The sequence below is a fragment of the Streptomyces sp. SD31 genome (assembly GCF_052068475.1).
GTDB lineage: Bacteria > Actinomycetota > Actinomycetes > Streptomycetales > Streptomycetaceae > Streptomyces.
The window spans coordinates 1-23,547 of the sequence record NZ_JBQHCX010000022.1; the positions used below are offsets into that span (position 1 = coordinate 1).

Annotated in this window: 25 protein-coding genes and 1 pseudogene; 8 read left to right on the forward strand and 18 right to left on the reverse strand. The window is 69.8% G+C overall.

From position 1 onward, the window contains the following. Together ACTMVF_RS36695 and ACTMVF_RS36700 are read left to right on the forward strand one after the other, a co-directional pair. Positions 1-120: pseudogene (locus ACTMVF_RS36695) on the forward strand (aspartate ammonia-lyase); the annotation flags it as partial. Positions 121-407: 287 nt separating this feature from the next. Beyond that, the gene (locus ACTMVF_RS36700; RefSeq protein ID WP_441275400.1) at positions 408-770 is read left to right on the forward strand and encodes a hypothetical protein; all 363 of its coding nucleotides are present in this window, start codon (positions 408-410) and stop codon (positions 768-770) included. Positions 771-795: 25 nt separating this feature from the next. Here the strand turns inward: ACTMVF_RS36700 and ACTMVF_RS36705 are convergent, their stop codons facing one another. From ACTMVF_RS36705 to ACTMVF_RS36720, 4 genes are all read right to left on the reverse strand, one after another. Next, positions 796-2,412: a tripartite tricarboxylate transporter permease gene (locus ACTMVF_RS36705; RefSeq protein WP_441275401.1), complete on the reverse strand. Its 1,617-nt coding sequence runs from the start codon at positions 2,410-2,412 to the stop codon at positions 796-798. A 24-nt stretch (positions 2,413-2,436) separates the two neighbouring features. Continuing rightward, positions 2,437-2,874 carry a tripartite tricarboxylate transporter TctB family protein gene (locus tag ACTMVF_RS36710; RefSeq protein ID WP_302003140.1) on the reverse strand — a complete coding sequence of 146 codons (438 nt, stop codon included), beginning with the start codon at positions 2,872-2,874 and terminating at the stop codon, positions 2,437-2,439. A gap of 3 nt (positions 2,875-2,877) precedes the next feature. Further along, positions 2,878-3,897 (reverse strand): tripartite tricarboxylate transporter substrate binding protein, encoded by a 1,020-nt coding sequence (locus ACTMVF_RS36715; protein WP_441275402.1) that lies wholly within the window; start codon positions 3,895-3,897, stop codon positions 2,878-2,880. 273 nt (positions 3,898-4,170) lie between these two features. After that, positions 4,171-5,124 carry a 5-dehydro-4-deoxyglucarate dehydratase gene (locus ACTMVF_RS36720; protein WP_441275403.1) on the reverse strand — a complete coding sequence of 318 codons (954 nt, stop codon included), beginning with the start codon at positions 5,122-5,124 and terminating at the stop codon, positions 4,171-4,173. A 118-nt stretch (positions 5,125-5,242) separates the two neighbouring features. Here ACTMVF_RS36720 and ACTMVF_RS36725 point away from each other — a divergent pair, with 118 nt between their 5' ends. Next, entirely contained in the window at positions 5,243-6,034 is a 792-nt protein-coding gene (locus ACTMVF_RS36725) for an IclR family transcriptional regulator (protein ID WP_441275404.1), read from the forward strand. Positions 6,035-6,083: 49 nt separating this feature from the next. Here ACTMVF_RS36725 and ACTMVF_RS36730 read toward each other — a convergent pair whose 3' ends face one another. Next, positions 6,084-6,398, reverse strand: a complete 315-nt coding sequence (locus tag ACTMVF_RS36730) for an enoyl-CoA hydratase/isomerase family protein (RefSeq protein WP_441275405.1) — start codon at positions 6,396-6,398, stop codon at positions 6,084-6,086. A 99-nt stretch (positions 6,399-6,497) separates the two neighbouring features. Between ACTMVF_RS36730 and ACTMVF_RS36735 the strand changes: the two genes are divergently transcribed. Then, positions 6,498-6,698: a hypothetical protein gene (locus tag ACTMVF_RS36735; protein ID WP_441275406.1), complete on the forward strand. Its 201-nt coding sequence runs from the start codon at positions 6,498-6,500 to the stop codon at positions 6,696-6,698. 165 nt (positions 6,699-6,863) lie between these two features. Here ACTMVF_RS36735 and ACTMVF_RS36740 read toward each other — a convergent pair whose 3' ends face one another. The 3 genes from ACTMVF_RS36740 to ACTMVF_RS36750 all read right to left on the reverse strand — a co-directional run bounded on the left by ACTMVF_RS36740 (position 6,864) and on the right by ACTMVF_RS36750 (position 10,374). Then, positions 6,864-8,540 (reverse strand): CocE/NonD family hydrolase, encoded by a 1,677-nt coding sequence (locus ACTMVF_RS36740; RefSeq protein ID WP_441275407.1) that lies wholly within the window; start codon positions 8,538-8,540, stop codon positions 6,864-6,866. A 105-nt stretch (positions 8,541-8,645) separates the two neighbouring features. Beyond that, positions 8,646-9,524 (reverse strand): alpha/beta fold hydrolase, encoded by an 879-nt coding sequence (locus ACTMVF_RS36745; RefSeq protein ID WP_441275408.1) that lies wholly within the window; start codon positions 9,522-9,524, stop codon positions 8,646-8,648. 280 nt (positions 9,525-9,804) lie between these two features. Beyond that, positions 9,805-10,374, reverse strand: a complete 570-nt coding sequence (locus ACTMVF_RS36750; protein ID WP_441275409.1) for a TetR/AcrR family transcriptional regulator — start codon at positions 10,372-10,374, stop codon at positions 9,805-9,807. 485 nt (positions 10,375-10,859) lie between these two features. On the opposite strand from ACTMVF_RS36750, the gene ACTMVF_RS36755 reads away from it, so the two are divergent. The 3 genes from ACTMVF_RS36755 to ACTMVF_RS36765 all read left to right on the forward strand — a co-directional run bounded on the left by ACTMVF_RS36755 (position 10,860) and on the right by ACTMVF_RS36765 (position 12,630). Further along, complete coding sequence (locus tag ACTMVF_RS36755; RefSeq protein ID WP_441275410.1) at positions 10,860-11,429, forward strand: RNA polymerase sigma factor; 570 nt, start codon at positions 10,860-10,862, stop codon at positions 11,427-11,429. Then, the gene (locus ACTMVF_RS36760) at positions 11,426-12,034 is read left to right on the forward strand and encodes a hypothetical protein (RefSeq protein ID WP_441275411.1); all 609 of its coding nucleotides are present in this window, start codon (positions 11,426-11,428) and stop codon (positions 12,032-12,034) included. Before ACTMVF_RS36755 ends, ACTMVF_RS36760 begins: the two co-directional genes overlap by 4 nt. A 404-nt stretch (positions 12,035-12,438) precedes the next feature. After that, positions 12,439-12,630: a hypothetical protein gene (locus tag ACTMVF_RS36765; protein ID WP_441275412.1), complete on the forward strand. Its 192-nt coding sequence runs from the start codon at positions 12,439-12,441 to the stop codon at positions 12,628-12,630. A 78-nt stretch (positions 12,631-12,708) separates the two neighbouring features. On the opposite strand, the gene ACTMVF_RS36770 is transcribed toward ACTMVF_RS36765, so the two are convergent. Together ACTMVF_RS36770 and ACTMVF_RS36775 are read right to left on the reverse strand one after the other, a co-directional pair. Then, positions 12,709-13,536 carry an SDR family NAD(P)-dependent oxidoreductase gene (locus tag ACTMVF_RS36770; RefSeq protein WP_441275413.1) on the reverse strand — a complete coding sequence of 276 codons (828 nt, stop codon included), beginning with the start codon at positions 13,534-13,536 and terminating at the stop codon, positions 12,709-12,711. A 41-nt stretch (positions 13,537-13,577) separates the two neighbouring features. Continuing rightward, entirely contained in the window at positions 13,578-14,423 is an 846-nt protein-coding gene (locus tag ACTMVF_RS36775; protein ID WP_441275414.1) for an LLM class F420-dependent oxidoreductase, read from the reverse strand. Positions 14,424-14,620: 197 nt separating this feature from the next. On the opposite strand from ACTMVF_RS36775, the gene ACTMVF_RS36780 reads away from it, so the two are divergent. Then, the gene (locus ACTMVF_RS36780) at positions 14,621-15,559 is read left to right on the forward strand and encodes an AraC family transcriptional regulator (RefSeq protein WP_441275415.1); all 939 of its coding nucleotides are present in this window, start codon (positions 14,621-14,623) and stop codon (positions 15,557-15,559) included. Here the strand turns inward: ACTMVF_RS36780 and ACTMVF_RS36785 are convergent. From ACTMVF_RS36785 to ACTMVF_RS36820, 8 genes are all read right to left on the reverse strand, one after another. Further along, the gene (locus ACTMVF_RS36785) at positions 15,545-16,375 is read right to left on the reverse strand and encodes a citryl-CoA lyase (RefSeq protein WP_441275416.1); all 831 of its coding nucleotides are present in this window, start codon (positions 16,373-16,375) and stop codon (positions 15,545-15,547) included. The two genes, ACTMVF_RS36780 and ACTMVF_RS36785, sit on opposite strands and share 15 nt — an antisense overlap. Continuing rightward, positions 16,368-17,546, reverse strand: a complete 1,179-nt coding sequence (locus ACTMVF_RS36790; RefSeq protein WP_441275417.1) for a CaiB/BaiF CoA transferase family protein — start codon at positions 17,544-17,546, stop codon at positions 16,368-16,370. Before ACTMVF_RS36790 ends, ACTMVF_RS36785 begins: the two co-directional genes overlap by 8 nt. Before the next feature lie 3 nt (positions 17,547-17,549). Continuing rightward, positions 17,550-19,025, reverse strand: coding sequence for an amidohydrolase family protein (locus ACTMVF_RS36795; protein WP_441275418.1), 1,476 nt, complete (start codon positions 19,023-19,025; stop codon positions 17,550-17,552). Positions 19,026-19,029: 4 nt separating this feature from the next. After that, the gene (locus ACTMVF_RS36800) at positions 19,030-19,548 is read right to left on the reverse strand and encodes a DoxX family protein (RefSeq protein ID WP_441275419.1); all 519 of its coding nucleotides are present in this window, start codon (positions 19,546-19,548) and stop codon (positions 19,030-19,032) included. Next, a complete protein-coding gene (locus ACTMVF_RS36805; protein WP_441275420.1) occupies positions 19,545-20,426 on the reverse strand; it encodes a dioxygenase family protein in 882 nt (293 codons plus the stop codon). Before ACTMVF_RS36805 ends, ACTMVF_RS36800 begins: the two co-directional genes overlap by 4 nt. Positions 20,427-20,642: 216 nt before the next feature. Next, positions 20,643-21,623, reverse strand: a complete 981-nt coding sequence (locus tag ACTMVF_RS36810; RefSeq protein ID WP_441275421.1) for a nuclear transport factor 2 family protein — start codon at positions 21,621-21,623, stop codon at positions 20,643-20,645. Positions 21,624-21,716: 93 nt separating this feature from the next. Next, on the reverse strand, positions 21,717-22,424 hold the full coding sequence (locus ACTMVF_RS36815; protein WP_441275422.1) for a YceI family protein: 708 nt from the start codon (positions 22,422-22,424) through the stop codon (positions 21,717-21,719). A gap of 127 nt (positions 22,425-22,551) precedes the next feature. Further along, on the reverse strand, positions 22,552-23,517 hold the full coding sequence (locus tag ACTMVF_RS36820) for an SDR family NAD(P)-dependent oxidoreductase (protein WP_441275423.1): 966 nt from the start codon (positions 23,515-23,517) through the stop codon (positions 22,552-22,554). Positions 23,518-23,547 lie beyond the last annotated feature (30 nt).

Here is a 23,547-nt window from a genome sequence, read left to right on the forward strand (position 1 = left end):
CTCGTCACCGGCCGCGGCGTCGCCGAACTCGTCCTGGAGAAGGGCCTGTTGCCCGCCGAGACCCTCGCCGACCTGCTCCGCCCCGAGGTCGTGGCAGGTAGAGGCCAAGCCCTGGCCTGACATGCCCGGCGCACCGGCGTACCGACTCGGCGGGCAACGGACGCGCGCCAAGGCGGCTTCGTTGGGTCGGGCCGTGCAGCGTGGGTGGCGAAGGCGCCCCGACCGTTGACCGATCTGCGGCGTCACCGCGCCGGGCTCGATCCAATCGGGCTCCTCGCCCGGTGCCGCAGCCAGGGCCCGTCGATGAATTGGTAGTGCGTGTCGTGTCAACTCGTGCCTGACGTCGCGTTCATGACGTATCTGGCCAGTGCGGTGGGGTCGATGAGCCGGACTGGGAGCGGCTCGCTGTGGTGGCCGTGCCGTTGGAGCACGGGGCGGGTCTGCTGGATGAGGGTGCGCATCTGGTTTTCGCCGATATGGAAGAAGTGGGCGAGAAGCGAGGGGGGCAGGCCGCGCTGGTCCAGAACGGCGGCCCAGATGATGTTCTCGACAGCCAGTTTCCGGTGCCGGGGCCGTTGGGCCGGCGGCATCGCGTCGATCATGTCGCGGAGCTCGGCGACGAGGCGGTCCAGCGCCTGGCGGGTGATGCCGGTGAGGGCGGCGTGGGTGGTCAGGGCCGTGTCGAAGGTGTGGGCCGTGCGGGGGTGAGCGCGGCGGTGTCGTGGTCGGTGCCGACTACGACGAAGCCGGCGTTGCGTCCCACGTCGTAGATGCCTGGCCCGGTCCAGGGCGGGCTCAGCCCGGATGCTGTGGCTCCTCGCTGTGGCCGCCGGGTTCGGCCGCCGTACGGGGGTGGTCCGGGGTTCGCTCCGGGGTGGTCGTGGTGGCGGGGTGGGGGACGGTCGCGGCGGTGTCGGGAGGTCCGGGCTGCCGGAGCTTCTTGCGGAGGCTGAGGAGGGGTACGGCGACCGTGAAGACGACGACGAAGGCGAGCAGCGTGGCGGAGACGGGGCGGCCCAGGAAGCCGGTCACGTCGCCGTCGAACATCCGCATCGAGCGCCGGAAGTCCGTCTCCAGCAGGTTGCCGAGCACGAAGGCGAGGACGAGCGGGCCGGGCGGCAGACCGACCTTCTTCATCAGGTAGCCGACGACGCCGAGCACGATCACGGCGAGCATGTCGAACATGCTGGAGCGGATCGTGTAGACGCCGATCATGGTGATGAGCACGGTCAGCGGCGCCAGGATGCTGGCCCGGACGCGCAGCACGCGGACGAACAGCCCGATCAGCGGCATGCTGAGGATGATCAGGAACAGGTTCCCGATGTACATGGAGTCGATGACGCCCCAGAACACCTCGGGATGTTCGTCGATCATCTGCGGGCCCGGGGTCACGCCCGCCAGCAGCAGGGCGCCGAACATGACGGCCATGGTCGCGTTGGCCGGGATGCCGAGGGTGAGCAGCGGGATGAACGAGGAGGTGGCGGCGGTGTTGTTGGCCGCCTCCGGGCCCGCGACCCCCTCGATCGCGCCCTTGCCGAACCGCTCGGGCGTCCTGGAGGAGCGTTTCTCGACCGTGTACGCGACCATCGAGGACATCGTGGCGCCGCCGCCGGGAAGGATGCCGAGGAAGAAGCCCACCACCGTCCCCCTGGCGATCGCCCACCTGGACTGCACGAACTCCGCCCGGCTGGGCCGGGCCCGGCCGACGCGGGGCTTCGGCGGGGCGCCCTGGCGGAGGCGTTCGAGGCTGTGCAGGATCTCGCCGATGCCGAACAGGCCCATGGCGAGGATGACGAAGTCGAGCCCGTCGGCGAGTTGGTCGCTGCCGAAGGTGTAGCGAGCGCTGCCCAGGAGCGGGTCGCGGCCCACGGTGGCGAGCAGCAGCCCGATGCTGCCCGCAAGGAGGCTGCGGCGCAGGGATCCGGTACTCAGGGTGGAGATCATCAGGATGCCGAGCAGCGCGAGCGCGGCGTACTCCGGCGGGCCGAAGGCCAGAGCCCAGCCCGCCACCAACGGGGCTGCCACGGTCAGTGCGACGATGCCTACGGTGCCGCCGATGAAGGAGGCGATCGCGGCGATGCCGAGCGCGGATCCGGCCCGGCCCGTGCGGGCCATCTCGTAGCCGTCGATGGCGGTCACCACCGTCGAGGCCTCTCCGGGCAGGCGGAGCAGCACCGAGGTGACCGTGCCGCCGTACTGGGCGCCGTAGAAGATGCCGGCGAGCAGGATGATCGCCGAGGCCGGTTCGAGGGTGTAGGTGACCGGCAGCAGGATGGCGATGGTGGCGGCCGGGCCGAGGCCGGGCAGCACGCCGACCAGCATGCCGAGGGTCACCCCGATCAGGCAGTACAGCAGGTTCTGTGGCTCGAAGACCACGCCGAAGCCGTCGAGAGCGGGAGCGAGGAAGTCCATCGGGTTCTCACAGGTGTCGAGGGATCAGAACGCGACGAGATGAGGCAGCGAGACGCCCAGCGCGACGATGAAGAGCAGATAGGACGCCGCACACGCGGCCAGCGCCACGGCCAGGCTGAGCCGCCAGCTGTCCCGGCCGAAGCCGCGCATCCACAGCACCAGCAGGAGCACCGTCATGACCTCGAAGCCCACCTGCTCGATGAGCAGGGTGTACGCGACCAGCGACAGGGCGCCCAGGGCCACCACGGCGGTTTGCCGGCTGAACGGTTCCTGCTCGGTGTCTGCGCCGGGATTGAGGAGCAGCGAGGCGGACAGCGTCACCATGGTGAGGCTCACGATCAGGGGCCACAGCCCGGGGCCGGGGTCGGCAGGCGATCCCAGCCCCATCGATACGGCCGCCAGGGCGGCGAGGGCGCCGATACCGAGCGGCACCAGCGCCCCCAGTCGTGCCTGGGTCCTCATGCCTCAGCCCTCGCTCTTCAGGTCCAGACCGAACTTGTCGATGAGCTCGCCGTAGCCCTTCTTGGCGGTCTCGACCTGCTTGACGACGGCGTCCGGCGAGGCCTCCCAGCGGCCGATGTAGTTGTTCTCCAGGAACTTGCCGTACTCCGGGTCCTTGACGGCCTTCTTCAGCGCCGCTCGCAGCTCGGAGACGACGTTGTCCGGCAGTCCTGCCGGGCCGGCGACCCAGCGGCGCTGGTCCACGACGACGTCGTGGCCGGACTCGACAGCGGTGGGCACGTCGGGCAGGAAGTCGATGCGCTCCTTGGCGAAAACCGCCAGTGGACGCAGCTTTTCGGACGTGAGATGGGGAGCGGCCTCGGCCACATGGACGGCGCCGACGTCCACCTGGCTGCCCAGCAGCGCGGTCACTGTGGGCGCGCCGCCGTCGAACGGGATGCCGCTGGCCTTGACGCCGGCGTCGCCGAAGAGGAGGGCCTGGGCCAGCTCGCTGCCGGTGCCGGCGCCTGTGGTGCCGTACTTGACCGACTTCTTCGCGAGCAGGTCGTCGAGGGTCTCGATGTCCGACTGCGCCGGGACGACGAGGACGTAGTCCTCCACGGTCAGCCCGGAGATGACGTCCATGTCGGACATCTTGATCGGGTCATCGTCGACGACGGTGTGCGGGCCGATCGACATGAGCGACTGGGAGAGCATGACCAGGCTGTAGCCGTCGGGCTTGCGGCCCAGGATCTCCTTGCCGCCCACGGCGCCGTTGGCGCCGGCCTTGTTCTCCACGACAACGGACTGCCCCAGGGGGTCCTCCAACGCCTTGGCGGCGGCGCGCGATATCAGGTCGGTGCTGCCGCCCGGGTCGGAAGGCGCGGTCCACTCCACGGTCTTGGTGGGATAGTTCTCGGCGTCTTCGCCGTTGCCCCCGCCGCCCTGGACCCCTCCGCACGAGGTCAGGGTGAGAAGAGCGGCGGCGCAGACAGCCGCGCCGGCGAGGTGCCGGCCCTGGCGCAGTCGGGCCTGGAACATCATTGTTCTCCTTCATGGGTGGGGTTCTGGCCGGCCGGGGTCACCATCGCGGGAGCGGTGGCTGCGTCCAGTCGGTGTGCTCGCCGCCGCATGGCCGCGACGTCGTCGCGGTTGTGGCACTGCGGCGTCCGGTTGAACCGTTCGTGCAGGCGGGCTGGCACTAGGGCAGGGCGTGGACGGCCGCGATCTCCTCGTCGGGGTCACTGGTGAGGATGGGGGTGACGGTCACCTTGACGATGCGAGGCGCGCTGCTGAGCACGACGGTCCCTCACTTCCTCACCTGTCCGTTGCGAGCGCCAGGCCGGTGTGCAGGAGGGCCTCGAGTTGCTCCAGGTGGTCAGGGGCCGGTTCCATCAGGGGCGCGCGGACCGGGCCGACCGGGGCTCCGCGGAGCCGGGCCGCCGCCTTGACCAGGGACACCGCATATCCCGTGCCCTGGTCGCGCAGTTCGACGAGGGGCAGGTAGAACTCCCTCAGCAGGTGTTCCATTCTTGGGTGGTCTCCGGCCCGGTGCGCCGCGTAGAAGGCGCCCGCGATCTCGGGTGCGAAGGCGTGAACCGCCGAGGAGTAGGCCGGGATGCCGATGCTCGAGTACGCCCGTGCCTGCATCTCGGCGGTGGCCACGCCGTTGAAGAACAGCCAGTCGTCGGGCGCCACCAGCCGCAGCCGCTGCATCTGGTCGAGGTCGCCGTGCCCGTCCTTGAGGCCGACGACGCCGTCGACCGTGGCCAGTTCCCTGGCCGCGGCGGTGCTCAGCTTGACCTGCCCGCGCTGGTAGACGATCAGGGGAAGGGGCGAGCCGCCCGCCACCGCCCGGACATGGTCCACATATCCGCGCTGCGGGGCGGAGACGAGGTAGTGCGGCATGAGCAGCCCGGCGTCCGCGCCGGCCCCCTCCGCGAGCCGGGCGAACTGCAGCCCGAGCGACCAGCCGTACCCGACGCCGGCCACCACCGGGACCTGTCCCGCCACCACCTCGACGGCGGTGCGTACGACGGCGTGGTACTCCTCGGCGGACAGCGAGAAGAACTCACCGGTTCCGCAGGCGACGAAGACGGCACCCGGACCGGCGGCGAGCTGCGCAGCCAGGTGGGTGCGGAAGCCGTCGAGGTCGAGGCCGCCTTCGGTGTCGAAGGATGTCAGCGGGAAGGACAGGACACCCTGCGCCATCCCTTTGCGCAGCCGATCCGCCGTCTCGCGGTCGCGCTCGATATCCCGAGTCGTCTCCATGCATGCCCCCTGTCTCCGTATGTAGACAGTCGTCTCGTGATGGAGAGCATGGCTACATGGCTGATAACCGTCAAGCATCGGTGCAAGAATTCTTCGAGTGCGTTCGGAAGGGGTGGCGATGAGTGAGCCTGAGGCGGTCAGTGGCGTACGGGGCGTGAAGTCGGCAGCCCGTACGGTCGAGTTGCTCGAGCTCCTGGCCGCGCGGCAGAACCGGCCCGCTCGGCTGCGAGAACTCAGCGAGGCCCTCGGCGCCCCACGCAGCAGCGTCTACGCTCTGCTGCGCACCCTGACGGAGCACGGCTGGGTCCGCACCGATCCCTCCGGCACGCTCTACAGCGTCGGCATCCGCGCCCTCCTCGCGGGGACGACCTACCTGGACGCGGACCCTTATCTGCGCATCGTCCAGCCGCTGATCAACGACCTGAGCGCCAGACTCGACGAGACCATCCACTACGGGCGACTGGACCGCACGGACATCGTCTATCTGGCGACGCACGAATCCAGCCAGTACCTCCGCCCTTTCAGCCGGGTCGGCCGCCGGCTCCCGGCCTTCAGCACGGCACTGGGCAAGGCGCTGCTCGCCGAGCGGCTGGACACCGACCTTGCCGACCATGTCCCCGACACGCTGAAGCCCCTCACGCCGAACACCCACGCCGACCACGACGCTCTGATCAAGGACCTGCGGGCCACCGCCGAGCGTGGATACGCCATCGACAACGGGGAGAACTTCGTCGGCGTCGTCTGCTACGGATTCGCACTCCGGTTCACCACACCCCCGATCGACGCGATCAGCTGCTCGATCCCCATCGACCGGCTGAGCCCCGCGAGGACCGAGGAACTCATCGAGGCCATGCGACTCACCCGGCTGTCGATCGAGCGGATGGCGCCGATCGACCACACAATGCCGTAGGGCGTTCGCCCGACGGGACAGCCACGAGTCGCCCTCATCGACATCGCCGTCACCCCCAGCTCGAAAAGGGGCTGCTTCGATCCATCCGGACCGCCCCTGACCAGACGATGAGGGTGGTGTCGGCGGCGGCGACGACATCGCAGGCCAGCGCCAGTTCGAGGCCCCTGGCGACAGCGTGACCATGCACTACGGCGACCCATGGTTTCGGGCTGGCCGCGATGCGGCTGAAGCGGGCCGACACGTCGGCCAGGAAGTCGACCGGGTTGTCGCCCCGCTCGTGCAGCTCCAGGAACTGGCGGAAGTTTCCGCCGGCACAGAAGCTCGGTCGCCGGCCTGCCACGGCGATGACGAGGAGAGGTTCCATGCCGGTCAACGTGGCTCCGGGCCGACGAGTTCGGTGCGCCGGCGGTTGCGCAGCAGGTAGCGCTGGGTCTTGCCGCTGGGGGTCTTGGGCAGGGCGTCGATGAAGTGGATCGTGGGCGGCGTAGCGGGCCTTGACCAGCAGTTGGAGTTCGGTGGCCAACTCTGGCATCAGATCGAGCAGGCGGGCCACTCGTGCCCCCTTGGCCAGGCCCTCGGTGCCGTACTCGACCGGATGGCCGCCGCCTCCGGATCCGGCCCCGTCATCGCAGGCCGGTCGAGCGGAACCTGGTCGGTCTGCTGACCGAGGAATCTTCACCGCGGCGTTTGCCGAGGGGCAGGCGCCCGTGGGAGGGCATCGCCTCCGCCACAGGATGCCTGCCGCCCTTCGACCGAGCCGACATGGCTACTTCGGCGCCCTTGCCCACCGGAGCAACGGATCGGCGGGCTCTTCCATTGCTCCTCCCGGTCAGGCTGGAGGCACCACGGGCAGGACGATGCGGGACGGCCGGGCGGGGTCGTGGAAGACCTGCTGGCGGGCCACTCGGGCCGTGGTCGCGTTCTCCTCGGGTTCGCCCGTGTTGAGGTTGCGGTCCCAGCGGGGGAAGTTGCTGGAGGTGACCTGGACCCGTATCCGGTGACCCGCCCGGAAGACGATGCTGGTCGACCACAGGTCCACGACGTGTTCGGCCGCCTCGCCCGGTGTCGCCGCGCGCACCCGCACGATGCCGTCGGCCACATTGCGGGAGACACCGTTCTCGTCGACGTCACACAGGCGTGCCACCCAGTCGGTCGAGGGTCCGTCCGTGGCGGCGAAGAGCACAGCCCGGACGCGGCCGGTCACCTCGACGTCCTCGGCGAGCGGTTCGGTGGTGAAGACCAGGACGTCCTCGCGCGCCTCCACGTCCCTCTGGTCGAGAGGCCCGGGACGGAACTCGTCGGTCATCAGCAACGCGCCGCCGGTGGTGGGCACCGGGTCCATGGGGTCGTAGGTGAACTCCTCGGCCTGCTCGGCGACAGCGGGCGGCTCCTGCGTCAGGCGTCCGTCGGCGCGCAGGTGGAAGTCCGTGTCCACGGCCCGCGACAGGGGCCACTCCGTCTCCTCGCGCCACTGGTTGATGCCCATGACGAACAGCAGCACCTTGCCCGTGTCCGGCTCCAGCGCCTCACCGTCGCCGATCGTGCGCTGGAACCAGTCGAGCTGGAGGCCGTGCAGGGGTCCGCGCATGCCCATGAAGGCGGAGTTCGCGCCGAACCCGAAGTTGACGTCGCCGATGACGTGCTGCTGGTTGGCGTGGCTCCACGGGCCCATGATCAGCGTGGCGGACCGGCCGGCGCCGCGCATGGCGGTGAAGTTGTCGAGGGTGCCCTGGCAGAAGATGTCGTACCAGCCGCCGACCTGGAAGGTGGGCAGGTCGACCTCGTCGTGCCGGCCCGCGACACGGGAGGAACGCGCCCAGTCGGGCTCCCGTCGGGAACGCTCGTAGCCCAGCTCGGGCAGGTCGTGCCGGGCGAACGCGGGAAACCGCCCGGCGGGCAGTTCGCCGTAGCCGCCGTCGGTCAGGCCGTCGAGATCCTGCACGAGCCTGCCGAGGCTGCCGCCGAGCGTGGCCGGGTCGGTGCTGTGACGGCGCATCAGCGCGTCGGCGCCCATCATGAGGGACCAGGGCGCGGTGATGCCGAGTTCGATCGCGCCGCCGCGCGTCCACAGTCCGTCGTCCGGGTCGGACCACGTGACCATCGGCGCGATCGCCTTCAGCTCCGGCGGCTTGGACAGCGCCGCCATCCACTGGGTGTTGCCGAAGTAGCTGGCGCCGATCATGCCGACGGAGCCGTTCGCTCCGGGAAGGGCGGCGGCCCACCGTACGGTGTCGTACCCGTCGCTCTCCTCGTACGTCCACGGCTCCCACTCCCCATCGGAGGCGAACCGGCCGCGGGTGTCCTGGAGGACCACCATGAAGCCACGCCGAGCCGCCGCCAGGGGATCGAGGAGACTGATCGCCAGGGCCATCTGCTTGCCGTACGGCAGTCGGCTCAGCAGCACCGGCCACGGCCCCGTGCCCCCGGGCCGGTAGACATCGGCGCGCAGCACCGTGCCGTCACGCATCTCCGCCGGAACATCGAACTCGATCTGAACCTCTGCCACGCGCTGCTCCTCTGCATGCCACGACGCTGTCAGGCACATGGTCGAACCTGGTCCCCGTCCCGCACTACACCCGAACGGGGGTGACTACGGCGCTCTCGGGGGCGGTCACGCCACCGCGTTCAGCAGGTCGGCCAACAGGTCGGGCCGTTCCAGGGCGATGAAGTGGCCTGCTCCCGGCACCTGCGTGAAATCGGCGGCCGGCAGCAGCTCCTTGTCGGCTTGCCGGTCCGATGGCCGCGACCAGTCCTTCTCCCCGTAGACGAGGTGGACGGGTGCCTTGACCTCGGGGTAACGCGAGCGGGCGGCGATGAGACTGGGCAGGCTCTGGTACACGGCCCTGGCGACGGTCGAGTAGCCGGGGCGGCTGCCCACCTGGAGGAGTTCGTCAAGGTAGTCCTCCCGCAGCGCGGTCTTGTCGACCAGCCCGCCCTGCAGGATCCTGCGGACGACGGCCTTGGGCTCCACCCCGGCGACCACCGGGCCCACCCCCGGAGTGAGGACACCGCTGACCACCACACGGGCGAGAAGACTGGACCGGGCGATACCGCCGGGGAAGTCGTACGTGTTCACCGCGACGACGCGTCGGACCCGCTCGGGCAGGTCGGCCGCGGTGGTCAGGGCGAGCACCGCCCCCATGGACTCCCCGACCAGGGTCACGTCGTGGAGGTCGAGTTCGGTCAGGAGCCGTTCGACGCCCGCGCGCATGGCCGGCTCGTCGTACGACGCGCCGGGCACGATCTCGGAGTAGCCCATCCCCGGCAGGTCGAGGGCGTACACGGTGTACTGGTCCGCGATCAGGGGGATGAGGTGGCGGAAGTGCTCGGCCTGGGTGCGCACGGTGTGCAGCAGGACCACCGGAGCGCCGGTGCCCGCTCTGAGGTAGCGCAGGGTCCCCTCGTCGCTGCGGTGTCCTGCGCGCGGGGCGATGGTGTGGCTGGTGGTTCCCGGGATCTGAATCGTGGGACGTGGCTCTGTGCTGGGCATCTCGCTGGCTTCCCTTTGTGTGAACTGCTGCGGACGGGTGATTCGGACAGGGTCCGCCCGAAGGGGGCGTGACCACGGACCAGCCCTCGGATTCATTGAGAAACCGACCGGTTTCCATCATCGTAAACCGATCGGTTTCCGAGCGCAAGGCTGAGGTTGCCATCCGCAGCAATAGGGTCAGCGCACAGGGGGGGCGCGAGAGTGTCACGCACAGTGGTCGCCGATTCCTCCATCGGCCTGGCGAGGGCACGGTCACGGCGCCTGCTCGAAAGGGGATGCGTCAGTGCATGCCTGCCGCATCGAGCAAGGTGGCCACTGTGGGCGTGACGAGCCCTGTCAGCTTGTCGGCTCCGATCCCCGCGCGGGCGCTGGCGCCGTCGAAGACCAGACTGAGCTGCCGGGCCAGCAGATCGGGATGGCTTGCCCCGCCCCGTTCGGCCTCGGCACGGAAGAAGGCGGTCAGATTCTCTTTGACCCGGTGGGCCACCTGGCTCGCAGGGTGGCTCTGGTCTTTGAGCTCGATCTGAGCAGCCAGGTGCCGACAGCCTTGGAAGTCGGGCGCACCCGCCTGCCCCTCCAGCTGGTCGAAGACGTGCAGGATCCGCTCGCGGGGTGAACGGCCGTCGTTCGCCGCCGGCAGGAGCCCGGCCGTGAAGGCGGAGGCGCGTTCCCCCAGGCTCGCCGCCAGCAGTTCGTCCTTGCTCTCGAACAGCTGGTACAGGGAACGCTTCGACACCCCCGCCGCCTTGCACAGCGCCTCGACGCCGATGCCGACACCGTCTCGGTAGGTGAGGAGGGCTGCCGCCTCCAGCAGCCGCTCTCTGGTACTTGGCTTCACTTCGGTGGTCATGCCGCGAGGTTAACTCGATGTGGAGGAAATGAAAACCGATCGGTTTACGGTGCTTCACCGGGGCGATCTCGCGCCGCCCACGGGCCGGGCGGGCATGTGAGTACGGTTCCGCTGCGCCGGGGCGGCGGTCTTCTGAGGCTCCGTCAGGGCGCGGGGACGCGGTGCAGCCCCTGGCGGCCGCCCGTCACCCCGACGCCGGAGAGTGCGGCCGCGATGAGGCCGACGGTCATCCTCACCCAGACCCTGGCCAGGCCCGCGCCCGCTGGGCGCCGTTGTAGAGGATCTCTGCCGCAGCGGCTTCCAACTCTGGGAGGACGCGCGCGAAGGGTTGTGGCCGACCTACCCGTGCCGGACCTCGCAGGCCGGGACAGCCGGAAAGCGGCCGTCGCCTCGGCCGGCGCGACGGACCTCACTGGGGCCGGGTAAGTACAGTGCCCGCGATGAAAGGAACAGTCCCCGGCCGGACAGGTGGGGGTGTGGAATCCATGCTGGAGCAGGAACTTGCCCGGGCCCGAGAAGCCCGCTTCGAATCGCTGGCCCGCGCCGTGGCGGAGCCGCTGCACCGGTATCTGCTGCGCCGGGCGGACGCCGACGCGGTAGACGACATCCTCTCGGAGACGATGCTCGTGCTCTGGCGCCGCCTCGAGGACGTGCCCGGGCTCGGGAAGGGCCCCGTGATCGACCCCGACAGCGTGCTGCCCTGGTGTTACGGCGTCGCACGCGGCTGCCTGTCCAACGCCCGCCGGGCGGACGGGCGTCGGCTCCGGCTGGTGGAGCGGCTGACCCGTACCGCACCGCCGCCCATGCCCGGGGAAGCCGACCCCCCCGAACTTCAGGCCGCACTCGGCACACTCGGTGCCCTGGACCGTGAGGTGGTGCTGCTCTGGGCATGGGAGGGGCTGACCCCGCGCGAGATAGCGGAAGTGACCGGACTGACCGCCAACGCCGTCAGCATCCGCCTGCACAGGGCAAAGAAGAAACTCGCCGCTCTGCTTGACCGAAAGAATGACGACAAGGCCGGACATGAGATGGGTGAAGGAAGGAGCAACCGGTGAACGACGAGGAACTGCTGGCCCGGCTGAGGGCCATCGACCCGGCGCGGACCTCTGATGCTCCCCAGCCCGACATCAACCGTCTCCTGGAGGCCACCATGACCGCCGACACCACAGTCCGCACCTCCCCCCGCACAGCGAACCGCCCCCGCCGCCCCCTGCTGCTGGCCGCAGCCGCCGCCGCTGTGCTCACGGTGGGAGCCGGCATCACCTGGGGAGTCACGGCGACCCGCGACACTCCTCCGGCCGCGGCCGCCCCGCTGGTCCTGACCGTCCAGCAAGACACCGGCGGCGGCCCTGCCACATCGTGCGCCGAGCTCGACGTCACCACCCTGCGCCAGTACACGACCGCCTTCGAGGGCACCGCGACCTCCATCGACGGCGACCAGGTCACTCTCCGAGTGGACCACTGGTACCGCGGCGAAGACGCCTCCACCGTCCGGATCGACAACACCCACGAAGGACAACTGGAGTCATTCGGCCAGGAGTTCTCTGTCGGCCAGACCTACCTCGTCTACGCCAAGGACGGCAAGGTCCCGGTGTGCTTCGGCGATGCCGAGGCCACCCCGAAGCTGCGGAGCCTCTACGACCGAGCGTTCGGGCAGTGAGCGCACCAGCTCGGCGGCTGTTCCGTCGCGCAAGGTCTGCCGTTGCCTCGTTGCGAGGTTCAGCGGGAGCCGGTCGGTAAACGCGTCACCGCTCGCATCGCCCCTGCCCGACGACCTGGGCGGGGAGGTCACCGGACGCCGCCCCCCCTGTAGCAGCCAGCGCTCGCCCTCGGCCCCCGCCTTCACTGGCGGTCTGATGAGAAGCGGGCGCGCTACAGGGGGGGCGATGTCGGTGGGGGAGAGGTCGGGGCGGGCGCGGTGCCGGCGTGCGGGGTGGCGCCACCGGCCGGAGGCGTCGCGGGCGACGTCGACGCCGAGTTCCCCACCAGTTCAGGTTCCACCAGCGTGACGTTCAGCGTCTCCCGGCCGCCCCACCCGGCGGAGAACGACCAGCCTGTCCACGGATGACCGCGCCGCCCCGCAGCGAGCAGGCCGGCGACCGCAGCACCTGCCGCCTGGGTGAGGGTGGTGCGGCCGACGTACGGAAAGCGGCCTTCGGTGTCGTACCTGCCGAGCAGCAGCGTGCGGGAAACGGCCAGAGAGCCGGTGATCGCGCCGACGGTCGCCTCGCTCGTCTCGCGGACCTCACGACCTGAACGGCGATCTTCCCTCAGCGGGAGCTACATCCGATTCCTATGGTGTGCGGGAAGGAGGGCCGGAGAGGTCCGGCTCGGTCACGCGGCCTGTCCGCCCTGCGCCCGGATCGACAGGTCGCCCCAGTCGGCCCAGGTCTTGAGCCGGTCGGCGTAGACCTGCGGGAGCATTTGGTTGCCCTGGGTGCCGAAGAAGACGCGCAGCGGCGGGTTGTCGGAGTCGACGATCTCCAGCAGCGCCTCGCTTGCGGCGGTGGGGTCGCCGAAGTCGAGGCTCTGGACGAACGCGTCGAGTTGTTCGCGAACGCCGTCGTAGGCGGGGTTGGCGGAGACGTGAACGGCGGAAGGACCGCCCCAGTCGGTGGCATAGGCGCCGGGCTCGACCAGTGTCACCTTGATGCCGAGGCCGGAGACTTCCTGGGCGAGCGATTCGGTCAGGCCCTCCAGGGCCCACTTGGAGGCGTGGTAGCCGCCGAGCAGTGGCCAGGCCGCCACACCGCCGGTGGAGGAGATCTGCACGACGTGGCCGGAGCCCTGCTCCCGCAGGTGGGGCAGCGCCGCCTGGGTGACCCACAGAGCGCCGAAGAGGTTGGTTTCCAGTTGGTCGCGCAGTTGCTGTTCGGGCAGTTCCTCCACGGCGCCGAACAGGCCGTAGCCCGCGTTGTTGACGATCACGTCGAGGCGGCCGAAGTGTGCGTGGGCCCGCTCGACGCTCGCGAAGACCGCGGCCTTGTCGGTCACGTCCAGTTTCAGGGGCAGGATTGCCTCCCCGTGGGCCGTGAAGAGGTCGGTCAGCGTGGTGGTGTCGCGTGCGGTGGCGGCCACTTTGTCACCGCGGGACAGGGCGGCTTCGACGAAGCGGCGGCCGAAGCCGCGGGAGGCGCCGGTGACGAACCAGACCTTGCTCATGGGGTATTTCCTGTTCGGTTTCAGTGTCTCGTGGTGTTCGGTCAGTGGGAGAACGCGGCGGTCAGTGGAGCCACCTGGTCCAGGAAGCGGTGTACGGCCTCGGCGTCGGCCGGGGGCGCGTAGAGCACCGCCCGGTTCACGCCGATGTCCCGCAGCTCCGCCAGGTGCGCGGGCTCCGGCTCGGCCCCGAAGACGGTCACCGGCACGTCATCGGCGCGTCCGGCCGCACGTCCCGCGGCACGCAACTTCGCGACGCGCTCGGCCAGTTCGGCCACGGGCATGCCGGCGTGCGGCATCCACTCGTCGCCGAAGTCGAGCACCCGACTCGCCACGAGGGGCCCGGAACCGCCCACCAGAACCGGCGGGCCGGACGGCCGGTGGGGCTTGGGCCAGGACCACAGGGGTCCGAAGCGCACGTGCTCGCCGTGGAACTCGGCGACGTCGTCCTCCCAGATCCGGCGCATCGCCTTCACCCGCTCGGCCATGACACTCCAGCGGCGCCCCGGATCGGTGCCGTGGTGGGCGATCTCCTCGCTGATCCATCCGGCGCCCACCCCGAACAGCACACGTCCGCCCGACAGGGCGTCCAGGCTGGCCACCGCCTTGGCGGTGACGATCGGGTCGCGCTGGGGCACCAGACAGATGCCGGTGCCCACCCGCAGGGACCGGGTGGCGGCCGCGGCATAGGTGAGAGCGACGAACAGATCGTGGGTGCGGGAGAAGTGCGCGGGCAGCTCCCCCACCTCGGCACGCGTGCGCTCGGTGGCGGGCATGTGGGTGTGCTCGGGAAGGAACAGCGACTCGAAGCCGCGGTCCTCGACCGCACGCGCGAGTTCGTCGGGGCGGACGGCGAAGTCCGCGGGGAACATGGCAATGCCCAGTTTCATGTCTTCCGTCCTCGGTGGCAGGCGGCGCGCGCTCTTCCGGAGGTCGCGCAGGGCCGTCCTGCGCCGTCGCTCGTCGGCAACCCTAGGCATCGGCACCGAGAGCATCCATGACGGAGACGCTCAGCAATTTGCCTCAGAGTCTCACTCGTCGATCCTCTGCATCATTCCGGCGTTAGGTCGACGTTAGGGTGTGGGGCATGGACGTGCTCGCCGACGTACTCGCCGCCACCGGCTTCAGGGGCGTACTGCTCGCCCAGCTGCGGTCGTCCGGATCCGGCTGGGGCTGTGCCGTGGACCGGCTGGGCACCGCGGGGTTCCATCTCATCGCCGAGGGCGTCTGCTGGCTGCGGACCGCCGAGGCGCCACCGGTGCAGCTGGTGTCCGGGGACGTGGTGCTGTTGCCGCGCGGCGCGCCGCACCGGCTGCTCGGGGCCCCCGACGAAGAGGCCCTCCCGTACGCGGAGTTGGAGGCCGCTCACCCGCCGGGCGCGGAGGGCGTCGTCGACCTCGGCGGGGCCGGGCCTGTCGTGCGGGTGGTGTGCGGCAAGTTCCACTACGCCGGCAACACCGACGGGCATCCGGTGCTGTCGGCGCTGCCGGAGGTCATCCATGTGCCCGGCATGAGCGCCGACCCCCAGTTGCGGGATGTCGTCCGGATCCTCGCCACCGAGACCGCGGGCGGGCAGCCCGGCTCCCGGGCAGTGGCCACCCGTCTGACCGAGGTGCTCTTCGTGCTCGCGATCCGCGCCTGGATCGAACGGGCCGACACCGCCACCGAGACGGGACCGTCCTGGCTGACCGCCCTGCGCGACCCGCGCATCGGAACCGCCCTGTCACTGATGCACGAAGAGCCGCACCGCGACTGGACGGTGGAGAGCCTGGCCCGCACCGTCACGATGTCCCGCCCGGCCTTCGCCCGCCAGTTCAAGGAGGTGGTGGGCCTCACCCCGCTGGCCTACCTCTCTCGCGTGCGGATCGACCTGGCCGCCCGCCTGCTGCGCGACACCGACGATCCGGTCGGCGACATCGCGCAAGCCGTCGGATACCGCTCCGAGTTCGCCTTCTCGCGGGCGTTCTCCCGGGAACAGGGCATCGCGCCCGGCCGCTACCGTCGTACGGCATCAGTCCCTTCCTGATCTGCCGCTCGCTGAGGCTTCGCCTCCGTCGGCAGGGTGCGGCGGTACGGCGCGGTTGTTGAGGTCCACCGAGAGGAAGATGTCGTTCGCGACGGGGTTGCGGATCTCCTCGGCGAGCTGGCCGATGAGTCCGGCCGTGCGGGCGAGCAGGGCGAAGGCGCGCAGCAGTTCCAGCGGGAGGCCGAGGTCGGCGAGCGCGGCGCCGCAGACGCCGGCGCCGTTCAACGGCAGTGTTCTGCCCAGGACTTGAGGGTGTATTCGGCCGATGGCCGCGAAGAGCGACAGGTGCGGACCGACCAGCTCTTCCTCGGCGGCGATGTGGAACAGCCTCGGTGTGCGGGGGTCGCCCTCTTTGTGAACGTGGTGCCCGAGACCGGGGATCACCCTGCCCTCCGCTCGTGCCGAGCGCACGGAGGCGAGGGCCAGTTCGTCCCAGCCCGCCTCGTCGGTCGGGGGGCCACCCCGCGCTGTCGACAGGGCGTCGTGGAGGAACCTGCCGCAGTCCTCGGTCACGCCGAGGAAGCGTGAGCCGCCGCCCAGGAGCCCGGCGGCGAGGGCGCCCTGGACCGAGTCGGGGGCCGACAGGTACGTCAGCCTGGTCGTGATCGCGGTCGGGGTGAAGCCGTGGTCGGCCAGAGCGGCGAGCACGGCCTCGAACACCCGTGTCTCCCCGGGGGTGGGGCGGCGCTGCGTGGCCAGCCAGAACGCCAGCTCGCCGAAGCCCACCTCGCCCATCACATCGGCCGCGAGGTCCTGGCCGAGCAGGGTGATCTTGTCCAGGGAGGACGCACCGAGCGCGGTCGGGTACTCAGGCATCGTCGTCCTCCAGAAAGTCCTGCAGCCACTTGCGCAGTTCGGCCCCGTGTTCGTCCAGCTCGGGCGGGGGCAGCCGGTAGGCGGCGGGCGTCTCGGAGAAGCGGATCGGGTGCCGTGTCGTGGGTACGGCCCGGTCGCCCTCGCCGACCTCGACGACCGGGTCGAGTCCGAAGCGTTCGGCCATCGCGAATCCGCCGTCGATGGTGTTGATCGGTCCGCAGGGGACCCCGGCGTCGACGAGCAGATCGAACCACTCCAGGGCGGTCCTCGTCTTCAGCCGTTCGAGCAGGAGGGGCCGGAGTTCCTCCCGTCGCTCGGTACGGTCGGCGTTGTGCCGGAAGCGGGGATCGTCGGCGGTCTCGGGGATCTCGAGTACTTCGCACAGTCTGCGGAACTGCCCGTCGTTGGCCGCGGTGACGATCAGGTCCTGGTCGGCCGTCGGCAGCGGTTCGTAGGGGAAGACGCTGGGGTGCGCGTTGCCCATCCGGTAGGGGACTGTGCCGCCGGCGACATAGGAGGAGCTGTGGTTGACCAGCCCGGTCAGTGCCGAGGACAGCAGGTTCACCTCGACGAGCTGGCCCTGGCCGGTCGCGTCGCGGTGCCGCAGCGCGGCGAGGATGCCGATGGCGGCGTGGTTGCCCGCCATCACGTCGAAGACCGAGATGCCCGCCCGGTACGGCGGCCCGTCCGGATCACCGGTGAGGCTCATCAGCCCGGAGATCGCCTGCACCATCAGGTCGTAGCCGGGTACGTTCCGGCCGGGTCCGGCTCCGAAACCGCTGATCGACGCGTACACCACGCCCGGGTTGACGGCGCTCACCGAGGCGTGGTCGAGGCCGTACCGTGCCAGTCCACCCGGCTTGAAGTTCTCGATCACCACGTCCGCGCGCCGAGCGAGCTCCCTCGCCAGCCGCGCGTCCGCCTCGTCGCGGAAGTCGAGCGCGATCGACCGCTTCCCGCGGTTGATCCCCAGGTAGTAGGTCGACACACCGTTGCGCACCGGCGGCGTCCACGTGCGAGTGTCGTCCCCCTGGGGGCCCTCTACCTTCACCACGTCGGCCCCGAGATCGGCGAGCAGCATCGTCGCGTACGGACCGGCGAGGATGCGGGAGAAGTCCGCCACCAGTAGCCCGTCGAGCGGTCCGCGTGAGCCGCCTGAACCGCCGCTCATGGGCTACGCCCCCTCGTTCTGCACGGCGACGCCTTCGCCGCGGTACTCGCTGTAGGTGTAGGGGTTGGAGATCACCTCGGTTGTCGGGATCTCCGGCTCCACGGCCTGACGCCACGCGTCCTCGCCCATGGTGGTCCGCGCGTAGTCCACGGTCGCGGCGACGGCGGTGCGGGCCCGCTCCAGGTCGACGCCGACCAGTTCGTGCGCGTACTTCACCACTGTTCCGTTGACCAGCACGGTGTGCACGTCGGCGCGGGTGGCCTGGTAGACCACGTGCCCGTAGGGGTGCAGGATCGGGTACATCGCCGGGCTGCGGTCGTTCTTGAGCAGGACGAGGTCGGCCTTCTTGCCCGGCGTCAACGAGCCGATGGTGTCGGCGAGCCCGAGCACTCCCGCGCCGCCGATCGTCGCCCACTCCACGACGTCCCGCGCCCGCAGGCGGTGATGCACCACCGTCTCCCCGGCCGCGTGGGCCGCCATGTGCTCGCGCGTGCGGTCGGCCGACAGGGTGGCGCGCATCGCCGAGAACAGATCGGCGCTGAACCACACACTGGTGTCCATCGACAGCGACACGGGGATGCCGTGGCGCCTCAGCCGCCAGGTGGGAGGGTAGCCCTGGCCGGCGTTGTGCTCGCTCTCCGCCGACACCGAGACCGTGCCGCCCGAGGCGGCGATCCGGTGGTACGAGTCCTCGCTGAGCGTCGCCGAGTGGACATAGGTGACGTCGGGCGTCATGAACCCGTGGTCCCACATCAGGCGTATGCCGTTGTCGTTCGTCGCGCCCCAGACTCCGGCGTGAGTGGTGACCGGCAGGCCGAGTTCGCGGGCCGCCTCGAACGCCGCCTTCTCGGGGAAGGCGTCGTCACCGGTGACGTCGAAGGCGAGTTGCAGGCCGAGCATGTCGTCACGGCCGGAGAAGTGGCGGTCGACGAAGGACCGGAACTCCGGTGACTTGGTCCACTCCCAGGGGGCGCCGAGCAGGTTGCCGTAGGCCAGTACGAAGCGGCCCGGCACCGCGCGCAGCGATTCGACGGCCGCGTCCCCGTGCTCGGGCGTCTGCAGCCCGTGCGACCAGTCCACCGTGGTGGTCACACCCGCGTCGAGCGCCTCGATGCCGGACAGCAGGTTGCCGGCGTGGATGTCCTCGGGGCGGAAGATCTTGCCCCAGTTGAGGTAGTAGAAGACGAAGTACTGCGACAGGGTCCAGTCGGCTCCGAGGCCGCGCAGCGCGGTCTGCCACATGTGCCGGTGGGTGTCGACCATGCCGGGCATGAGGATGCCGCCGGCGCAGTCCACCACCACGGCATCGGCGGGTGCCTGAAGGTCCCTTCCGACCTGTTCGATCCGTTCGCCGCGGACCAGCACGTCGCCGCGGTCGAGCAGGCCGATCGCGGGGTCCATGGACAGTACGGTCGCGTCGCGGAACAGCACGGGGCGTCCGGGGGTGAAGTCTTCTCGGCGTGGTTGTTCGATCGTCATGTGGTCACCTCGTTGTGGAGTCTGTGGTCCGGGCCCGCAGAACACGGGAGCGGGCGGTCAGTAGTACGGCCGCGGTGGCCAGGCCAAGGGCCAGTGCCGCGCATCCCCATGCGTAGCCGTCGAGTTCCGTCAGCCCGAGGGCGTGGTCGAGTGACCAGGCGCCGGGGCCGGTGAAGGCGAGGACCGCGGCCACCGCGCCGTAGCAGAAGGGCACTTCACAGCCGCCCTTCTGGGCCCAGAAGCCATTAGGCGCGGTCGCCGCCGCCGCGACCGCCATGGTGCCGACGATCACCGCGCAGCCGCCGGGAGTCAGCAGGCCGGCCGCGACCGAGACCGCTCCGGCGAGTTCGGCCGCCCCGGCGACGAGCACCATCCGCCGGCCGGGCACGAAGCCCCATCGGTCGAAGACCGCGGCGGTTACGGCGCGCCCGGCGCCGCCGAACCAGCCGCACAGTTTCTGGGTGCCGTGGCCGAACAGCAGCGCGGCGAGTAGCAGTCGCAGCAGGAGCAGCCCGAGATTCACGGCTGCGGCTCGTCCGTCGTCCGGGGCTGCAGCACGAAGTCGAACTCGGCGCGCAGGTATGGCTCGTCGATGGTGCCGCCGTCGGGGGAGGAGCCGGCCGGTTCCTCGGTGAAGCGCACGATCAGCTCGTCCTTCGTGCCGAACACGACATCGGTGTCGAGGAATTCGGAACCCTCCCGGAACAGGTGGGTGATGAGCTTTTCGTGGCCGGGGTGGTCGATCAGGAAGTGGATGTGCGCGGGACGGAAGTGGCTGATGTCGGTCCTGCCGATCAGGTCACCGACCGGACCGTCCATCGGGATCGCGTAGCCGCGTGGCGCGATGGTGCGCACGCAGTACGTGCCGTCCGCTCGCGTCCGGTACAGCGCGCGCAGCCGGGCCTCGTCGATCTCCGGCAGCTGCGCCTCGTAGGCGCCGTCGGCGTCGGCCTGCCATACGTCCAGGACGACGTCGGGCAGAGGCGTGCCGTCGAGGTCGAGGACCCGACCCGTGATGAACACCGGCGTGCCCGGGATGCCGTCCGACATGTCGGCTCCGAATCCGGCCGTCGGAGAGCCGTCGATGTGAAAGGGACCGAGCACCGTCGCCGGAGTGGCCTTCGCCGAGAAGTGATGGTTCAGCTGGACGACGAGCGTGCTCAGACCGAGGACGTCGGAGGCGAGGATGAACTCCTGGCGCTTGTCGTCACTGATCCGGCCGGTCGCCGTGAGCCAGTCGACGGCCGCCGCCCACTCCTCCTCCGTCAGCCGGACCTCGCGGGCGTACGCGTGCAGGTGCCGCACCAGCGCCGTCATCAGCTCGGCGAGCCGGGGCGAGTGAGCGGTGGCCCACCGCTTCACCGCCAGGTCGCTGAGGTTGTCCTCCGTCACGAAGGCCATGGAATCCTCCTCGATTCATTCCGGGCTCGACCGCTGTACGGACGATCATCCGCACAGCGGACACAGTGGTGCATGAGTGACTTGTAAATCAAGCCCTTGGATGGCTACATCCAAAGCTGCAATGGGGTGACTCGGTCGGACTCATGTCCGCTGCCGAGAAATGAGTGGCCCGTCACCGACCGGTGACGGGCCACGGGACCGCGAGGATCGAAGAGGTCAGAACATCGTGTTGTCGTTGGCGGAGGTGGCCGGGACATCCTGTAGGACGTCCCAGTGCTCGATGATCTTGAGCTCGCCATTCTTCTGCTTCTTGACCCGGAAGATGTCCACGACGGACTGCCCACGGTCCTCGGGGTTGAGGCGGTAGTGCGCGTGGATGGCGACGTAGTCCTTGTCGGCGATGACGCGCTTGCGTTCCACGATCAGGTTCGGGAACTGGCGGAAGAAATTGGTGAACTGCTCACGCAGGCCGGCCGAGCCGTTGGGGATGGTGGGGTTGTGCTGGTAGTACTCCGGCGCGAGGTACCTGACGGCGTCGGGGTTCTTGTCGACGAGGAGGGTGTCGAAGTAGCTGGTGGCGATCTTCTCGCTGAAGGGCGTCTGCCAGCGGGGGCCGCTGGGCTGGTTCGTGTGCGGGTTGCTGACCGTGCCGAACATGTCATTGCCGTTGACCGTGGTCGCCGGCACGTCCTGGACCGTGTCCCAGTGCTCGGCGATCATGCCGCTCTTGGGGTCGAAGCGGAAGATGTCGACCACGGCCGAGCCACGGGTGCCGGGCTCGTAGACGGGGTTGGAGTGCACCAGGACCAGGTTGCCCTGGGCGAGGACCCGCTTGACGTTGTACTGGTGGTCCGGGAAGCGCGCGGTCCAGTCGCGGATGAAGTTCTTGATCGCTTCCCGGCCGTTGGGCGCGGCGGGGTTGTGCTGGATGTAGTCCTCGCGGATGTACCGGTCGGCGACCGCGAGGTTGCCCTCCTCGAAGAGCTGGGTGAGGACGTGGACGGCGACGCGCTTGTTGCGCTCCTGCGTGGCGGGGCTTGTGTACGGGGCGTCGAGGCCGAGGTCCAGGCCGCTGTGGGACGGCGCGGAGGCGGTGGCCGTGGCGGCGGGTGCGAAGCCGGCCACAGCTCCTACGGTCGCCGCAGCCAGGAGGGTGGCTATGGCCTTACGGGGCAGCCGACTGGTGCTGTGCGACATGCGGGTTCTCCAATGCTGTGCGGACGGCGGTGAACGCGCCGGTGGGTGTCTGGTGGGAGATCGGGAGTAAAGGGCGAGGGTGCCCGTGTGGGCTCAGGCGCGGTCGAAGGCGAGGAGGAACTCGATGTTTCCCTCGTCCTCCACCGTGATCCCGCCGAAGTTGGGTGCGTCGACGCCGTAGTCGGCGAAGGTGACCGGGATGGAGCCGTTGACCCGGAAGCCGTCGGCGGTGCGCTGGGCGTCGAGCTCGAAGGAGACCGTGTTGGTCTCACCGTGGACGGTCAGCTCGCCTGTGGCCTTGGCGCTGACCTGCTCGCCCACCGCCGGCGCAGAGCCGAAGTCGACGGGCTCGGTGAGCTCGAAGGTGGCCTCCGGGTACCGCTCGGTGTTCATGATCCGGCCGCGGAACTGGCCGTCGCGCTGGTCGGAGTCGCTCTTCACCGAAGCGAGATCGACGGTGAAGGATCCGCTGACCGCCCGGTTGCCTTCGATCTCCAGCTCTCCGGTGACCTTTTCGGTACGGCCCACTGCCGTGACGTTCTGGCCGAAGAGGACTTCGTCGACCCGGTAACCGGCCTGCGAACCGCTGCCCACCCGCCAGGCACCTTCGACATCCTCCCCCGAACCCGAGGGACTGCCCGAGGAGTCCGAGCCTGGCGGGTCGTCGAGCGAGAGGGCGGCCGGTGGTTTGTCCTGGACGTAGTTGATGTAGATGTAGGGGCCCGCCGTGCACAGCACGGCGACGGTGGCCACACCGGCGATGAGCCAGCGCTTCCAGTGCCTGCGGATGCTGCCTGCCATGGTGTCCTCCTATATGCTTTCGTAATTCAACTGAAGTTTCAAGTATTTGGTCGCGGGTTGTCCTGGTACGTGAGGGGTCCCTACGGGGCGTGCGCGGGCTCAGCCGTGGCCGGCGAGCGGCATGAGGTCAGTCCAGGAGCTGCTCGGAGACCTGCCAGAGTCGCTCGGCCGCCTCCGGGTCCAGGGCGTGCGGCGCGACTCCGGTGTTGGTGCCCGGCTGGTGCAGTGGGGCCTCATTGCAGTCCTCGAAGTACCGGCCGCTGATGCCGTCGAGCAAGGGTGAGGCGGCCAGCAGGACGGAGGTCGCGGCGCCCTGTTCGACCGATTTGAAGGACATCTCGGGCAGGGGCGTTCCTTCGCCGAGGACGGCTTGCAGGTGAGTCATGAACAGGCCCATCCGGGCGTCGTCCATGTAGCGCCCCAGGTTGGTCTGGATCCCCCCGGGCATCAATGCGTTGGCCGTGATCCCGTCTGCGGCCCATCGCCGGCCGGCCTCGACCGCGAACAGCACGTTTGCGGTCTTGGACTGGCCGTACGCCAGCCACGGGTCGTAGGGCCGCTCGGTGAAGTGGAGGTCGTCGAAGACGACGGGTGAGAACAGGTGCCCGCTGGAACTCACCGACACCACCCGGGCGCCGCCGGCCGCCGCGAGTGCCTCGTGCAGCCCGGTGGTCAGGGCGAAGTGCCCCAGGTGGTTGGTGGCGAACTGCAACTCCCAGCCCTGGGGTGTGCGGCTCTCCGGGGCCGCCATGATCCCGGCGTTGTTGACGAGGATGTGCAGCGGACCCTGCCACGCGGCCGTGAACGCGCGGACGGATGCCGGATCGGTCAGGTCCAGCGCGGCGACCCGTACGCCTTCGTTGCCGGTGGTGGCCCGGATGGCCTCGGCGGTGCGGTGGCCGGCCTCTGTGTCTCGTACGGCGAGCGTGACCTCCGCGCCGGCGCCGGCGAGCGCCCGGGCGGTCTCCACGCCGATGCCGGACGCGGCCCCGGTGACGACGGCGCGGCGGCCCGTGAGGTCGATGCCCGCGATGACGTCGGAAGCCGTGGACCGGCTGGTGAACGGAGTGGTGATGCCTGTCCTCGTGGCCATTCTCGCAATGCTCCCTGTTTGCTACGCTCG